The organism is Streptomyces lacaronensis (genome assembly GCF_047337785.1).
Lineage (GTDB): Bacteria > Actinomycetota > Actinomycetes > Streptomycetales > Streptomycetaceae > Streptomyces > Streptomyces lycopersici.
The window spans coordinates 11,263,386-11,277,340 of sequence record NZ_JBLHDK010000003.1 but is presented as its reverse complement, the minus strand read 5'-3'; the positions used below and the strand labels follow the sequence as shown (position 1 = coordinate 11,277,340).

Here is a 13,955-nt window from a genome sequence, read left to right as displayed (position 1 = left end):
GAACGCGGCAGGGCATGCAGACGCTGAACCGATGGGAACGGGCGATAGAGCGCTGGGAGGCATCGCTGCTCGCCAAGGTGGTCCGCGGCGAGCCCGTCGAACTCCTCGGCGCGCTGAAACGTGAATGCGACAGCCACACCGTGGTCTGCGGACCGACCCGGGTGGTCGTGCCCAACGTCTACGACGTCGAGCTCGCCGAGCCGGTCCACGAGGAGCTCACCCGGCGTGGCTGTCATGTGGGGCAGGAGCTGACGGACCATCTGATGCGCCATGCGGAGGACAAGGGTTATGAGTGGGCCGGCCCGCTCACCGTGCACGTGTCCCGGTCCGACCGGGTGCCCAACGGCAGGTACCGGGTGGTGGGCCGGCCCATGGCCCATATCCGCGCCGACACGTTCGCCGACGCGACGGCCTAGCGCGTCAGCGGGGCAGCCGGCCCGGGTCGGTGGCCCAGCTGGTGTCGGGCCGGTCGGCCAGGTCGAAGGAGAGGGAACCGCCCTGGCGCACGACGGAGCCGTCGAGCCATGAGGTGTCGTGCGGTCGGCCGTTCACCCGCACCGCGTGCACATAGGGGTGGGTGTCGGACGCGTCCGGGGCGTCGATGGTCAGGGCGCGGCGCTGCCCCGCCGGGGCGATCACCGCGCGGGGGAAGAGCGGGCCGGTGAGCAGTGCCTCGGCGCGCCCGGGGGCCTGCGGATAGAGGCCGAGCGCCGCGAACACGTACCACGCGGACATGGTACCGAGGTCGTCATTGCCGGGCAGCCCCTTCGGCCCGGTGCCGTACACGGTGGTGACGATCTGGCGCACCGTCTCCTGGGTCTTCCAGGGCTGCCCGAGCGCGTTGTAGAGCCAGGGGGCGTGGATGCCGGGTTCGTTGGTGGGGTCGTAGCGAAGCGGGTCGCCGCCGCGGACCGACCAGGAGCCGTCGGGCTTGTGGAAGAAGCCGTCCAGCCGGGCCGCCGCCTTGTCGCGGCCGCCCATGGCCCCGGCGAGTCCCTGGACGTCCTGCGGCACCATCCAGGTGTACGTGGCCGCGCTGCCCTGGGCGAAGCCCCGGTCGGACGCCGGGTCGAAGGGGGTCACCCAGGAGCCGTCCCGGTTCCTGGCCTGGATGTAGCCCGCCGCGCCGGTGGCCTGGGGGTTGAACACATTGCGCCAGTAGCCGCCGCGCGCGCCGAGTTCGTCGGCCTCCTTCGTACGGCCGAGCAGCCGGGCCCAGCGGGCGAGCGCGTCATCGGCGACGGAGTCCTCCAGGGTTTCCGCGGCGCCGCCCCAGCAGTGACAGGCGTCCTGTGCGGCGTACCGGGATTCCAGGTACTGGGCGAGGCCCGGGCGCTGGCCCTCGCACTGCCCCGGGCAACCCTTGTCGGAGAGCCCGTCGGGGTGGGGGACGGTGGCCTGGCGGTACAGGGAGTCGAAGGCGCCCTTGGCGTCGAAGTTCCGCACCCCCATGGCGTAGAAGGTGGCGAGCGTGGCGGCCGAGGGGTCGCCGGTCATCACATGGGTGGCCCCGCTGATGTGCACCCAGCGGTCCCACACCCCGCCGTTCTGCCGGGCGAAGTTGAGCAGCGACTGGGCGAAGTCCCCGGCGACCTCGGGCTGGAGCAGGGCGAGCAGCTGCACCTGGGCGCGGTACTGGTCCCAGCCGGAGAAGTTGCTGTACTGCGCCGTCTGTCCGCGCTCGATCCGGTGCGGTGTGCCGTCCATGCCCGGGTAGCGGCCGTCGGTGTCGCTGATCAGATTGGGCTGCTGAAGCGCGTGGTAGAGAGCGGTGTAGAACGCGGTGCGGCGCGGCTCACTGCCGCCGCTGACGCGGATGGCACGCAGCCGGCGGTCCCAGGCGGCCCGTCCCGCGGCGGCCACGTCGGCGACGCTCGCCCGGGGCGCTATCTCGGTGCGGAGGTTGGCCTCGGCGCCCGCGAGGGAGACGTACGAGATGCCGAGCCGCATCCGGACATCGTTGTCGCGCGCGGTGTCGAAGCCGACGTAGCCGCCGGAGCCGCGCCCGGCCCGGTCGGCGCCGGTGAGATAGCCCTCGCCGCCGTCGGCGGTGGTGGCACCGGGTGAGAGCCGGTCGTTCTCCCAGGTGCCCACGGTGGAGAAGGCGCGGTCGAACGAGGCTTGGAAGTAGAGGCGGTAGTAGGTCTTGCGGTTGTTCTCCCCGCCGTTGGCGCGCCGTCCGCAGAACGCCCCGGTGAGCACCCAGCCGGTGACCTTGTGCCGCTCGCGGTCGATCTCGATGTGGGCGTTCTCGCTGCCGTTGAGCGAGTTGGAGGTGCGGAACAGCAGACGGGCCGGGGCGTCCTCGGGGAAGGAGAAGTCGGCGACACCGGCCCGCTCGCTCACCGCGAGATCGGCGGCCGCACCCGAGTCGAGCCCCACCCGGTAGTGGCCGGGCTCGGCCTTCTCCTTCTCGTGCGAGAAGGTGGCGGCGTACTTCTGGTCCTTGGTGTCGGCGGTGGGAGAGCTGTCGACCTCGCCCACGAACGGCATGATCGGCACGTCGCCCGCGGCTCCGGGGTGGCAGCCCGCGCCGTTGACATGGGTGAGGCTGAAGCCCCGGACCCGGGTGGTGTCGTACGAATAGCCGTTGGCCGCCGCGGTGTTGGTCTGATCGCCGGTGGTGCTGGTCGGGGACCAGGCGATCATGCCGAACGGCAGGGTGGCGCCCGGGTAGGTGTTGCCGCCGCCCGCGGAGCCGATCAGCGGATCCACGTGGTCGACGGGGTGGCGTACCTCGTCGGCCCGTGGCGCCGCACTCGCCGCGGGGGCCTCGACGAGCGGGGCGAGCAGCGCGCCGACCGCCACCGCCACTCCCCCGCCGACCAGAGCCGATCGGCTCCTGAGTCTCTTTCGCTGCGCTCTGTGCGTCTCCATCGGGGATCACGCCCTTCCATGTGTCGGAGTGAACCTAGGGGCGCATGGTGACGCTGGAGTGAACCGGACGCCAGCGGCGGACGGCTGACGGCGGGACCGGTCCCCGGGGTCCCGCTCTACGGTTCCCGCCATGCGGATCACTTGGAGACTCGTCCTCGGCTTTCTCGCCGTCTCGGTTCTCGCCCTCCTGGCCGCCCTGGCACGTCCGTCATGGCCCCAGGAGCGGGGCGCCGCCGGGCCGGCGGCGTCAGTCACCGTCGGGAAGGGGACCGAGCGCTGCACACTGCGCGCCGCCACCCCGCGGGAGGCGGCGCGCCGGGCGAAACCGGGGGACACGGTCTGCCTCGACGGCGATCTGTCCCGGCGGCGACTGGTCATCACCAAGGGCGGGAGCCGGGAGCACCCGATCATCTACGCCGGGGGCGGGGACGCGGTGGACGGCATCACCATCGAGGCCGACGATGTGATCGTGGACGGGTTCCGGTCCGTCCGGCCGGAGGCGCCCGGGATCGAGCTGACCGGCCACCGCGTCACCGTGCGGAACAACACCGTGATCGGGCCGAGGGGCGGGGACGGCGACGGCATCCGGTTCTTCGGGGACGATCTGACCATCGCGCACAACACCGTCCGCGACACCGACAACAGCCATGGCCGGCACGCCGACTGCATGCAGACCTTCGCCAGCGACACCCCGCCCAGCCATCGTGTCCGCATCGAGGACAACCGCTGCGAGGACATCGACAACATGTGTCTGATGGCCGAGGGCCCCGACGACGGCGAGGGCGACAGCCACGGCACCACGGGCGACTTCACCATCAGGGGCAACCACTGCGAGACGCTGCGCGCCTCCCAGGCCCTGATGTTCGAGGACGTACGGAACGCCACCATCACCGGCAATGACTTCGCCGCGCCCACCCACCACGCCATCGGTCTCGCCCACCACTCGACCGGCGCCCGGGTCGGCGGCAACACCCTCCACCCCGGTATCCGCTACGAGGTGGGCATCGACGCCTCGTCCCGTCCGGGTTACCAGGGCCCGGAGCCGGGCGGCCTGCCGTAGGAGCCTCTGGGAGGAGGAGCCCGGGGGGAGCGGGGGCGCGGGGTTCTCCCGCTCCCCCCCGGGACACGTTCTCCCTACTCCTCTCGGGACAGCGGACACCCGGTCATGCGGCGCCCGCCGCGCCGCGCGCCGCCGCCAGATCCGCCACCAGGCGCTTCTCGACCGGGACACCGGGGTCGGAGTACTGCCCGGACAGACACACCGGGCCCGTGAAACCGAGCTCCGCCAGTTGCCCGAGCGCCGCCGACCAGTCCGCCAGCCCCTCGGGCCCTGGCACGAACCAGGGCTTCCAGTGGCCGCCAACGGCCCCACCGGCCGGTTCGGTGCGCACATGGATGGCGTTCTTGAGGTTGACGATGCCGAGCCGCTCGGCGACCAGCGGCAGGGTGACCCGCGGATCGTCGCCCGCCAGCGCGTCATGGGCGGCGTCCCAGATCACCCGGAAGTGCTGGACCGGCAGGCCGTCGAGGAGATCCATCACCCCCAGCGCGGAGGACACATAGCGCCCGTGGTGCGGCTGCACCCCGATCTGGACGCCATATCCCTCGGCGAGCGGCGCCGCGTCCTCCAGCCGTCGCCGTACGCGCCGGACCGAGGCGGCGTAGCCGTCGGGGCCCAGCTCGGCCATGACCCGGATCATCGGCACGCCCGCCTCCCGGCAGGCCGCGAAGACGGGTTCGCGGAGATCGCTCGCGACGCTGATCACCTCGACGCCCTCTCCCCGCAGCCGCGCGGTGAACTCCGGCAGCAGCCGTCCCGCTTCGCCCGGGGTGACGTACGCGGTGTCCCGCACCGGGATCTCGGCACCGGTGAAGCCGAGGCCGGACACCAGCCCGCCCAGGGTTTCGCCGAGCAGCGTGGACCACGGTTTGGTGAACACGGACCAGAGAAATGTCATGGTGTCAGCGGCCTCCGAGTCCGCTCATGGTGATGCCTTTGACGAACCAGCGCTGGGTGAGGAAGAAGAGCACGATGAGCGGCACGGTGGTGATGGCGGCGGCCATCAGCAGCAGGTTCCACTGGGTGCCGTTGGTGGACTGGAACACCTGGAGGCCGACCGCCGCGGTCCGGGTGGAGTCACTGTTGGAGATCACCAGCGGCCAGAGCAGGTTGTTCCACTGGCTGATGAACTTGAACACCGCCAGGGTGGCGATGGCCGGGACGGCGAGCGGGACGATCACCCGGATGAACGTCTGCCAGCGGTTCGCGCCGTCGAGCCGGGCGGCCTCCTCGTAGTCGCGGGGCACGCCCAGGAAGAACTGGCGGAGCAGGAACACCCCGAGCGCGGTGAAGGCGTGCGGCAGGATCATCCCGGGCCAGGTGTCCACCCCGTGCGACTTCGCCACCAGGATGAACTGCGGGATCAGCGTGACCTGCGAGGGGATCATCAAGGTGGTCAGATAGACGCCGAACAGCACGCTCCGGCCCCGGAAGCGCAGCCGGGCGAAGGCGTACGCGGCCAGCGCCGCGGTGACCGTCTCCAGCAGCGCCGTACCTCCGGCGAAGAAGACGGTGTTCAGCAGATAGCGGCCCAGGGGGACGAGGTCGAAGGCGCGGCCGAAGTTCTCCGGATGCCAGCTGCCGGGCCAGAACGACGGCCGTGCCGCCATCGACTCGGCGTCGGACTGGAAAGCCACCAGCACCATCATCACGATGGGGGTGAGGGTGACCGCGGTGACCAGGAAACAGGTGAACACCAACAGCCGCCGGGCCGCCACGGGCGAGCGGCGGAGGGCCGCGAGCGCGGGCATGTCAGATGTCATAGTGCACCAGCCTCCGCTGGAGCAGGAATTGCGCCGCGGTGATGACGACGATGAAGGCGAACAGCACCATCGATTGCGCGGCCGCGTAGCCCTGCTCGTAGTTCTGGAATCCGGTCCGGTAGATGTACATCACGAGCGTGGTGGTGCTGGATCCCGGCCCGCCGTCCGTCATCACCAGCGCCTGGTCGAAGACCTGGAAGGAGCCGATGATCGAGGTGACCACGGTGAAGAACACCGAGGGCGACAGCAGGGGGAGCGTCACCGCGCGGAAGGTCCGCCAGGGCGAGGCGCCGTCCACCCTGGCCGCCTCGTAGAGCTGCTGTGGAATGGCCTGCAGCCCGGCGAGGAAGATCACCATGCCGAAGCCGAAGCTCTTCCAGACGCTCATCAGGATGAGGGCGGGCATGGCCCAGTCGTCCGAGATCAGCCAGGCCGGGCCGTCGATTCCGAAGACGCCGAGCACCGCGTTGATCAGCCCGTCGTGCGGGATGTAGAGCCAGACCCAGACGAAGGCCACCGCCACGGTGATCGTCGCGTAGGGCAGCAGGAGCAGCGACCGGAACACCGCCATGCGCCGCAGCCCCTGGTTGAGCAGCAGCGCCAGACCCAGGCTGACCAGCAGTGTCAGCGGCACACTGACGAAGGTGAAGTACGCGGTGTTGAGAAGCGCCGACCAGAAGGTGTCGTCCGGGCCGAGCCGGGCGAAGTTGTCCAGACCGATGAAGCGGGGCGGGCTGAACAGGTTCCAGTCCAGCAGCGAGATCACCCCGGCCGCGACCACCGGCCCGGCGGTGAAGACCAGGAATCCGGCCAGGCTCGGCAGCAGGAACAGCCAGGCGGCGAGCGTCTCCGAGCCGTTACGCCAGAACCGGCGGCGGCGCAGCGGGCCGCGCGGGGTACGCCGTGGGGCCGCGGTCGCCGCGGCGGGGGTTTCGACAGCCATCGTGATCCTCCTCAGGTGGCCTGGCGGACGGCGTCCCGGTGCTGGCGCATCAGGGCGTTCAGCCGTGGCATCACACCGTCGATCGCGTCGCGGACGCTCACCTGGCCGAGGAAGGCCCGGGGCAGATCCTGGCCCAGCAGCAGCCGGACGCGGTTCCAGTTGGTGGTGACGTCGAAGGGATGGCCGCCGGCGACCTCGCCCTTCAGGATCCGCTGGACGATGCCGAGGTTGGCGGGCGGCGGTTCGAAGGCGCTCGCGGCGGAGAGCCGCGCCGGGTTGTTGCGCCCGGCCCGTGCGTAGATGTCCAGCGCGCCCGTGCTGGTGAGGGTCTTCAGCAGCCGCCACGCCAGGTCGAGGTCGTCGTCCTTGACGCCCGAGGGGATGGCGAAGCCGGAGCCCGACACCCGCGGTGTGGATCCGGCCGGTCCCGCGGGGAAGGGCACGATGTCCCATGTGAAGGGAGCCTTGCGGACATTGAGCACCTGCCACGGGCCGTTCTGCATGAATGCCACGTTGCCCTGGAGGAAGTTGGCCAGGGCGGTGCCGGAGGCGTTCTGGGCGACCAGGTTGTCGATCGGCGGGGTGACCCGGTCCCTGACGAACAGGCCGACCACATAGTGGATCGCCTCCAGGGCCTCGGGGGCGTCCAGGGGGCTGGTGTCACGGTCCCCGTCGACGACATCGCCACCGGCGCAGTAGATCCAGGACACCAGGTCGTCGATGGTCGGGGCGCAGGTGAAGCCGTACTGGTCCTTCGGCTTGCTCAGCTCGATGGCCAGCTCCCGGAAGGTGTCCCAGCTCATCGGCTCCGTCGGGGACGGCGGATCGACACCGTTCCGCTCCAGCAGTGTCCTGTTGTAGTAGAGGACGGTCGGTGCCACATCGAAGCCGATGGCGTAGGTGTGCCCGGCGAACGAGGAGATGGACCGGATGGCGGGGTAGAAGTCGTCCAGGTCGAAGTCGGGGTCCGCGGCGATGAGATCGTCCAGCGGCCGGTGCGCGCCGCGTGAGGCGTAGGTGGGGATCAGCCAGCCGTTCAGTGCGGTGACCATACCGGCCGTTCCGCTGACGAGCTGCAGGTCGAGTTTGGTGGGGTAGCCGTCGGAGGGGGTGAGGGTCGAGGCCGATCTGATGTGCATGCGCCGCTCGACATAGCGTCCGAAGTCGGCCCAGACCCGGTTCTCCTCCGGGCTGCTGGACCACATGGACCAGGTGGCCGTGCCCGGCGGCGGACCGGAGGAGCAGCCGCTCAGGGCTCCCGTGGTGGCGAGCCCGCCGAGGGCCGCCCCCTTGAGCAGAGCACGCCGGGAAAAGCTGGAAGACATCGTCGTCTCCTCGCTGCTGGGTCTGGGTGCGCAGATGTTCAGGACCAGGCCAGGTCCAGGGATTCGGCCCGGATGCGTTCCTCGTCGACCTCGACGCCGAGCCCGGGGCCGGAGGGGACGGTGGCGGTGGCCGCGACGATGTCGAGGTTCTCCACGTAGAGGTCGGCCAGCAGCTCCGGTCCGTTCAGTTCGGCGGGCAGGGCCAGTTCCAGCTGGCTGAAGAGGTGCAGCGCGGCCGCGAAGCCGATGCCGCAGTCGGTCAGCCCGCTGGCCAGCACCTCCAGGCCGCCCGCCAGTGCGACCTGGGCGGTCTTCAGGGCGTTGCGCAGCCCACCGGATTTGCAGATCTTGACGACCACCAGATCGGCGGCGTCCAGGCGCAGGGTGCGGGCCAGGTCCTGGGCGGTGAAGCTGCCCTCGTCGATGGCCACCGGCAGGCCGATCAGGTCCCGCACCCGGCGCAGGGCGAGGGTGTCGGTGCCCGGCACGGGCTGCTCCACGCACGTCAGATGCGGCACCTCGCGCACCGCGTCCATCAGGCGGATGAGGGCGGTCGGCCGGTAGGACTGATTGGCGTCCAGCCAGAGGGGTTTGCCCGCGGCGACCTCCGCGACCGCGGTGATGGCCGCGGTGTCCGCCGCGGGATCGCCACCGATCTTCACCTTGTAGGCGGTGTAGTCCGAGGACTGGTGGGCGTGCTCGCGGACGGCGGCGGGCTCGCCCACCCCGATGGCCGAGCAGAGCGGCACCGTGTCCCGGAGCTTGCCGCCCAGCAGGGCGTGGACCGGCAGCCCGGCCAGTTTGCCGGCCGCGTCGTGCAGGGCGATGTCCACCGCGGCGCGGGCGAACGGAAAGCCGTTGGACACCGAGGGGCTCAGCAGACGGCTCGCCCGGGTGTGGAACAACTCCACGTCGAACGGGGTGAGTTCGAGCAGGATGGGGGCCAGATGGCGCTTGATGACGACGGCGATCGTCTCGGCGGTCTCATAGCTCCAGCTGGGCAGGGCGCGCTGTTCGCCCCAGCCGACCACCCCGTCCTCGGTGGTCAGCTTGACGAAGATGACCGAGCCCGCCTGATCGGGGGTGCCGACGGCGCCGCTGCCCAGCACGAACCGCCGGGCGAACGGCACGGCCACGGGGAAGACCTCGACCGCCGTGATACGCGACATGGTGAAGTGACTCCTGACATAAGGTCGATGACGCGAACGGCCGGATGCGGAGCGCCGGGGCCGGTCAGGCGGCAATGGGCCAGGAGGCGGGGTCCACGAAGCTCGGACCGCGGACACCCTTGTCCAGCCAGTCGGCCACATCCGCCAGCACATATCCGGCCAGCGCCAGATGCCCGTCCACGGTGTCCCCGGCGATATGCGGGGTGAGCAGCAGATTCGGGCAGCTCAGCACGGACTCGCCGAGCTGCGGCGGCTCCGGGTCGAAGACGTCAAGCGCGGCGAACAGCCGCCCCGCCAGCACGTGTTCGAGCAGCGCGCCCTGGTCGACGGCCGGTCCCCGGGCGGAGTTGACGACCACGGCGTGGTCGGGGATCCGCTCGATGAGCCGGGCGCTCACCAGGCCCCGGGTGTCGGGGAGGTCGGGCACATGGACGGAGACGAACGGGCAGCCGAGGGCCTCCTCCAGCGTGGCGGTCCGAACCCCCAGCGCGGCGGCCGCCTCCTGGTCCAGATACGGGTCGTAGACCACCACATCGCAGCGGAACGGCCTGAGCAGGGTGATCAGGGCGCGGGCCGTGGAGCTCGCGCCGAGAACGCCCACCCGCCGGCCGGTGAGTTCACCGCCCCGGAAGCCGCTCTGCTTCCAGCCACCGGCGCGTATCGCGGTGTCGAACAGCGGCAGCCTGCGGGCCAGGGTGAGCATCGCCGCCAGGCAGTACTCCCCCACGGACCAGGCGATCCGCCCGGCGGCCGAGAAGACCGCGACGCCCTGGTCGAGCACCTCGCGGTCGATGAGCTTCTTCACCGTCCCGGCGGCGTGGGCCACCACCCGGGGGCCATCGCCACCGGCCCAGATCGCCCGGTCCAGACGGGGTGTGCCCCAGCTGGTCAGCAGCACATCGCTGCCGGCGGCGAGCCGGGCCACCACGTCCGCGGTCAGCGGCTCTTCGGCCCAGCTCACCTCGTAACGTCTCGCCATCAGCCGCCTGGCCTCGGCGCTGATCACATCGGTGGCACGCTGGGGGGTCATGGCGACGGCGAGTCTGGACAACCTGGCTCCTCGGAGGGGATCGGCACGGATCTGCCCTGCGGCGGTCGTCATGACCGTAGGGGCGCGCCGCCATGCCCGTCCAAGCCCACTTTCGCATCGCCCCATACCGTGAGGGTATGAACCTCTCCCTGCAGCAGCTCCGCGGCTTCGTGGCGGTGGCGGAGGAGCAGCACTTCGGCCGTGCCGCCGCCCGCCTCAATATGACCCAGCCCCCGCTGACCCGTCAGATCCAGGCGCTGGAACGCGCCCTGGACGTCGTCCTGTTCGAGCGCACCGGACGAGGCGCCCGGATCACCGCGGCGGGCCGGGTCTTCCTCGACCACTGCCACCGGGTGCTGGCCCTGCTGGACGCCGCGCCGACCGCCACCCGCCGCGCCGCCGAGGGCCGCACCGGCACGCTGCGGCTGGCCTTCACCGCGATCGGCGCGTACGCCATCCTGGCCGACGTGCTGGACCTGGTGAAGCGCCATCTCCCCGATGTCACCGTCGAGTTGACCGAACTGGTCAGCCCCGATCAGTTCGCCGCCCTCTCGGAGCTGCGCATCGACCTGGGTCTGGTGCGGCCGCCCATCCCCGAGGGGTACGCCTCGCTCCTGGTCCACTCCGAGGATCTCGTCCTCGCGGTCCCTTCCGGCCATCCACTGGCCCATGACGACGATGACACCCCCGTCGCCCTGACCGACGTGGCCGACGACTACATCGGCTACAGCCCCGAGGGCTCCCGCTATCTGCACGACATCTGCGCCGCGATGATCGGCGTGGACCGCTACGCCGTCAGCCAGTTGACCTCCCAGGTCCCCACCATGCTCGCCCTGGTCCGCGCGGGCCTGGGCTGCGCCCTGATCCCCCGCTCGATCATGACCATGGGCGTGCACGGCGTGCGCTACCGCGAACTGGCCCCGGCCGACGCCCACTCCGTCACCCTCCACGCCTGCTGGAGCCCGGACAGCCCCAACCCGGCCCTCCAGCGGCTGGTGGACGTCCTCAGCCAGGAGCGCTCGGGAGGTGGCTGTGAGATAGGCCATATGCGGCGGTAAGTAACGGTCCAAAGACATATAAACAGCCGCCAGGCCATTGAGCAGAGGGCCTTCGCGATCCGTATTCGCCGGTGCAAGCACGGGCAGACACTGCTCCGCACAACGACCGGCGTCCCCGCCAGGAGGCTCTATGCGATCCCGGTACTTCGTGACAGGTACCTCCCTCCTCATAGGTTCCGTGGTGGTCACCCTCGGTGTGATCATGTCGCCCGTCCTGACGGGTGTGCAGCAGACGAACCAGACGAACCTGGCGAAGACGAGCACGACGCAGTACGGACCGCTCACCGGCGCCGACCGGGACTTCGTGGTCAAGGTCCGGCTCGCCGGACTGTGGGAGTACCCCGTCGGTGAGCTGGCCCTCAAGAAGGGCACCACGGCGGCGGTGAAGACGGCCGGTGAGCATCTGATCGTGGGGCACGCACAACTGGACGACGCCTCACGGGACATCGCCCCCAAACTCGGCATCACTCTGCCCAACAAGCCCACACCGCAGCAGCAGGGCTTCCTGGACACCCTGACGGCGGCCACGGGCAAGAACTTCGACAGCCAGATGGCCCAGATCCTGCGCATCACCCACGGCCAGATCTTCAGCTCCATCGCCAAGATCCGGGCGACCAGCAAGAACACCCTGGTGCGTCAGCTCGCCACCCAGGCCAACAACACGGTGCTGGACCACATCACGCAGATGGAGAACACCGGGATGGTCGACTACGAGCGGCTTCCCGCCCAGATCACCGCGACCCCGACCCAGGGCCCGAACTTCACCAAGCCGGTGATGCCCAAGCCCGGTGAGCCCATGGTCGTCCTGAAGAAACCGGCCTCGCTCGAGGGCAAGGGCGAACCGCCCACGGCGTCCCCGCCCGCCCCGGTCGACGACGCGCCGGGCTCGTCGGCCTCCCCGACGACTCCGGGCGCCACCTCCTCCCCCTCCCCCGCCGTTCCGTAACGCACCGTCAGGAGAGCGCGGACAAGCCGGGTGAAACGCGGGCGGTTTCCGCCACATCGGTACCGTCAAATCACGCCACTCTGTGCGCCGCGGGGGGTGTGAAAAGGCTCCGGGAGAGCCTCATGACCACCCCTGACGGGCACCGCGCCGCGCCCCGGCTCCATGCGTATGCGTACTCGACCATCGCACGACCGTCTACTGACCCATCCACCACGCCTGCAATAGGACGGTGGAATATGCGCCCGCCCACTGGTGGCCCGGTGGGCTCCGCACCCGCTAGGAATCGTTCAGAGGGCCGATGACCGGCCCGGCACGGCCTCGGTCAGGGGCCACCGGGAGCTACGGGGCCCATGGGGCGGCGGACCTTACTACGCACCGCCCGCTATTTCCGAGCATTACTGGATTTGCCCCCTAACAGCTGAACCCTGCGTAACCTCACCGTCACTGGCGAAGCGCCACCGGTGGGCGCCCGCCATGGGTGACGCAGGGAGGGGAGGCCGCATGCCCGGAATCGACGAGTGCTTACTGGAAGCGATGACCGTGAACGGCGCGCGCGGAGCCGCCGTGATCGAGTGGACCAGCGGACTCGCGCTCGGCATGGTCGGCGAGGTGCGCGACGAGGACCCCGAGGCCACCGCGGCGGAGACGGCGGAGCTGGCCCGGATGGCCGCCGAGCAGCGGGCGTTCGCCGCGCTGGGCCCCGGGAGAGACAAGAGCGGCGCCGACCCGGACGAGGCGGAGCCCGCCGTCGAGGACGTCATCGTCACCACCCGCACCTGCTACCACCTGCTGCGCTTCCTCGACACGGCCTTCGACAGCGGCGTCTTCTTCTATCTGTGGCTCGACCGCCGGGAGGGCAATCTGGCGCTCGCCCGGATCCGGCTGCGCGACCTGTGCGGGCGGCTGGCGCTGATATGAGCCTGCCTCACCGGACCGGGGCGCGGACCGGGCGCGCCCCCAGCCTCACCGGGCTCGCCGACGAGCGGGCCAGCGGCGCCCTGCTGTGCGACGCGGGCACGGTCTATCTCCGGGACGGCCAGGTGGTGCACGCCGAGAGCCCCGTGGCCCCCGGGATCGAGGTGCTGCTCACCACCGGTGGGCGGCTGACCTCCGACAACTGGCGGGAGGCGGTGGGCCGGACCGGCCGGTCCGGTGGGGTCGGGCGGTTCCTCGTCGACAGCGGCCGGCTGTCGGGCGCGGAGCTGGAGATCTGCCATCTGGGCGCGCTGTTCGACGCGGCGTACTTCGCGCTGGGGCACGGCAGTGGACCTCGCGGCTTCCAGCGGGGCGCGGCCCACTGGCTCGGGCCGGTGCGCCCGGTGGGCGCGGTGGCCGTCGAGCGCGAGATCCGGCGTCGGGGCAAGCTGCTGGCCGCCCTGTGGCCGTATCCCCAGGTGGACGCGGAGCCGGTGGTGCTGCGCCGACCGGATGGCCGCGCCCCGGCCGTCACCCCCCGTCAGCGCGCGGTGCTGGCGCTGGCCGACGGGGTCCGCACCCCCGCCCGCATCGCCCACGAGCTGGGCCGTCCCGCCTTCCACACGCTGATCGACATACGGCGGCTGGCCGCGGCGGGCCATGTCGCCACCCCACGCCCCGCACGTCCGGAACATCCGGGCCGCCCCGGCCCGCCCGCCGGTTCCGCCGCCTCCGCGCCGCCCGCCCCGGACCGCGGTTCCGGCGCCGTCGTCTTCACCGATCCCGATATCGACCTGCTGCGTCGGCTCCGCGATGCCTTGGAGGCAACCCTGTGATTCCCCCGACCGACCCGCCCGCCCCGTGCGCGG

General features: G+C 71.0%; 13 protein-coding genes. 6 read left to right on the top strand and 7 right to left on the bottom strand.

What is annotated here, in order from left to right; all coding sequences use genetic code 11:
- The first annotated feature begins 14 nt into the window (after window positions 1–14).
- Entirely contained in the window at window positions 15–416 is a 402-nt protein-coding gene (locus ACMTAK_RS48310; RefSeq protein ID WP_413812062.1) for a DUF3662 domain-containing protein, read from the top strand.
- Between the two features lie 4 nt (window positions 417–420).
- On the opposite strand, the gene ACMTAK_RS48305 is transcribed toward ACMTAK_RS48310, so the two are convergent.
- Window positions 421–2,814: a GH92 family glycosyl hydrolase gene (locus ACMTAK_RS48305; protein WP_413813219.1), complete on the bottom strand. Its 2,394-nt coding sequence runs from the start codon at window positions 2,812–2,814 to the stop codon at window positions 421–423.
- 193 nt (window positions 2,815–3,007) lie between these two features.
- On the opposite strand from ACMTAK_RS48305, the gene ACMTAK_RS48300 reads away from it, so the two are divergent.
- Window positions 3,008–3,937, top strand: coding sequence for a right-handed parallel beta-helix repeat-containing protein (locus tag ACMTAK_RS48300; protein WP_413812061.1), 930 nt, complete (start codon window positions 3,008–3,010; stop codon window positions 3,935–3,937).
- Between the two features lie 103 nt (window positions 3,938–4,040).
- Here ACMTAK_RS48300 and ACMTAK_RS48295 read toward each other — a convergent pair whose 3' ends face one another.
- The 6 genes from ACMTAK_RS48295 to ACMTAK_RS48270 all read right to left on the bottom strand — a co-directional run bounded on the left by ACMTAK_RS48295 (window position 4,041) and on the right by ACMTAK_RS48270 (window position 10,188).
- Window positions 4,041–4,835 carry a sugar phosphate isomerase/epimerase family protein gene (locus tag ACMTAK_RS48295; protein ID WP_413812060.1) on the bottom strand — a complete coding sequence of 265 codons (795 nt, stop codon included), beginning with the start codon at window positions 4,833–4,835 and terminating at the stop codon, window positions 4,041–4,043.
- Between the two features lie 4 nt (window positions 4,836–4,839).
- Window positions 4,840–5,688 carry a carbohydrate ABC transporter permease gene (locus ACMTAK_RS48290; protein WP_413812059.1) on the bottom strand — a complete coding sequence of 283 codons (849 nt, stop codon included), beginning with the start codon at window positions 5,686–5,688 and terminating at the stop codon, window positions 4,840–4,842.
- Window position 5,689: 1 nt separating this feature from the next.
- Window positions 5,690–6,643, bottom strand: a complete 954-nt coding sequence (locus ACMTAK_RS48285; RefSeq protein ID WP_413812058.1) for a carbohydrate ABC transporter permease — start codon at window positions 6,641–6,643, stop codon at window positions 5,690–5,692.
- A gap of 11 nt (window positions 6,644–6,654) precedes the next feature.
- Window positions 6,655–7,968, bottom strand: a complete 1,314-nt coding sequence (locus ACMTAK_RS48280; protein WP_413812057.1) for an ABC transporter substrate-binding protein — start codon at window positions 7,966–7,968, stop codon at window positions 6,655–6,657.
- A gap of 38 nt (window positions 7,969–8,006) precedes the next feature.
- Window positions 8,007–9,137 (bottom strand): mandelate racemase/muconate lactonizing enzyme family protein, encoded by a 1,131-nt coding sequence (locus tag ACMTAK_RS48275; protein WP_413812056.1) that lies wholly within the window; start codon window positions 9,135–9,137, stop codon window positions 8,007–8,009.
- A gap of 64 nt (window positions 9,138–9,201) precedes the next feature.
- A complete protein-coding gene (locus ACMTAK_RS48270) occupies window positions 9,202–10,188 on the bottom strand; it encodes a hydroxyacid dehydrogenase (RefSeq protein WP_413812055.1) in 987 nt (328 codons plus the stop codon).
- Between the two features lie 116 nt (window positions 10,189–10,304).
- On the opposite strand from ACMTAK_RS48270, the gene ACMTAK_RS48265 reads away from it, so the two are divergent.
- The 4 genes from ACMTAK_RS48265 to ACMTAK_RS48250 all read left to right on the top strand — a co-directional run bounded on the left by ACMTAK_RS48265 (window position 10,305) and on the right by ACMTAK_RS48250 (window position 13,922).
- Entirely contained in the window at window positions 10,305–11,225 is a 921-nt protein-coding gene (locus ACMTAK_RS48265; RefSeq protein ID WP_413812054.1) for a LysR substrate-binding domain-containing protein, read from the top strand.
- 130 nt (window positions 11,226–11,355) lie between these two features.
- Window positions 11,356–12,171 carry a DUF4142 domain-containing protein gene (locus ACMTAK_RS48260; protein WP_413812053.1) on the top strand — a complete coding sequence of 272 codons (816 nt, stop codon included), beginning with the start codon at window positions 11,356–11,358 and terminating at the stop codon, window positions 12,169–12,171.
- A 501-nt stretch (window positions 12,172–12,672) separates the two neighbouring features.
- On the top strand, window positions 12,673–13,089 hold the full coding sequence (locus ACMTAK_RS48255; RefSeq protein WP_413812052.1) for a hypothetical protein: 417 nt from the start codon (window positions 12,673–12,675) through the stop codon (window positions 13,087–13,089).
- Window positions 13,086–13,922 carry a transcriptional regulator gene (locus ACMTAK_RS48250; protein ID WP_413812051.1) on the top strand — a complete coding sequence of 279 codons (837 nt, stop codon included), beginning with the start codon at window positions 13,086–13,088 and terminating at the stop codon, window positions 13,920–13,922. The genes ACMTAK_RS48255 and ACMTAK_RS48250 overlap by 4 nt, the downstream gene beginning before the upstream one ends.
- Window positions 13,923–13,955 lie beyond the last annotated feature (33 nt).

Bases quoted from the DNA above. Each gene is read 5' to 3' on its own strand.
- ACMTAK_RS48310 (WP_413812062.1), top strand. From the start codon at position 15: ATGCAGACGCTGAACCGATGGGAACGGGCGATAGAGCGCTGGGAGGCA.
- ACMTAK_RS48280 (WP_413812057.1), bottom strand. From the start codon at position 7,968: ATGTCTTCCAGCTTTTCCCGGCGTGCTCTGCTCAAGGGGGCGGCCCTC.
- ACMTAK_RS48285 (WP_413812058.1), bottom strand. From the start codon at position 6,643: ATGGCTGTCGAAACCCCCGCCGCGGCGACCGCGGCCCCACGGCGTACC.
- ACMTAK_RS48300 (WP_413812061.1), top strand. From the start codon at position 3,008: ATGCGGATCACTTGGAGACTCGTCCTCGGCTTTCTCGCCGTCTCGGTT.
- ACMTAK_RS48250 (WP_413812051.1), top strand. From the start codon at position 13,086: ATGAGCCTGCCTCACCGGACCGGGGCGCGGACCGGGCGCGCCCCCAGC.
- ACMTAK_RS48255 (WP_413812052.1), top strand. From the start codon at position 12,673: ATGCCCGGAATCGACGAGTGCTTACTGGAAGCGATGACCGTGAACGGC.
- ACMTAK_RS48275 (WP_413812056.1), bottom strand. From the start codon at position 9,137: ATGTCGCGTATCACGGCGGTCGAGGTCTTCCCCGTGGCCGTGCCGTTC.
- ACMTAK_RS48295 (WP_413812060.1), bottom strand. From the start codon at position 4,835: ATGACATTTCTCTGGTCCGTGTTCACCAAACCGTGGTCCACGCTGCTC.
- ACMTAK_RS48290 (WP_413812059.1), bottom strand. From the start codon at position 5,688: ATGCCCGCGCTCGCGGCCCTCCGCCGCTCGCCCGTGGCGGCCCGGCGG.
- ACMTAK_RS48265 (WP_413812054.1), top strand. From the start codon at position 10,305: ATGAACCTCTCCCTGCAGCAGCTCCGCGGCTTCGTGGCGGTGGCGGAG.
- ACMTAK_RS48260 (WP_413812053.1), top strand. From the start codon at position 11,356: ATGCGATCCCGGTACTTCGTGACAGGTACCTCCCTCCTCATAGGTTCC.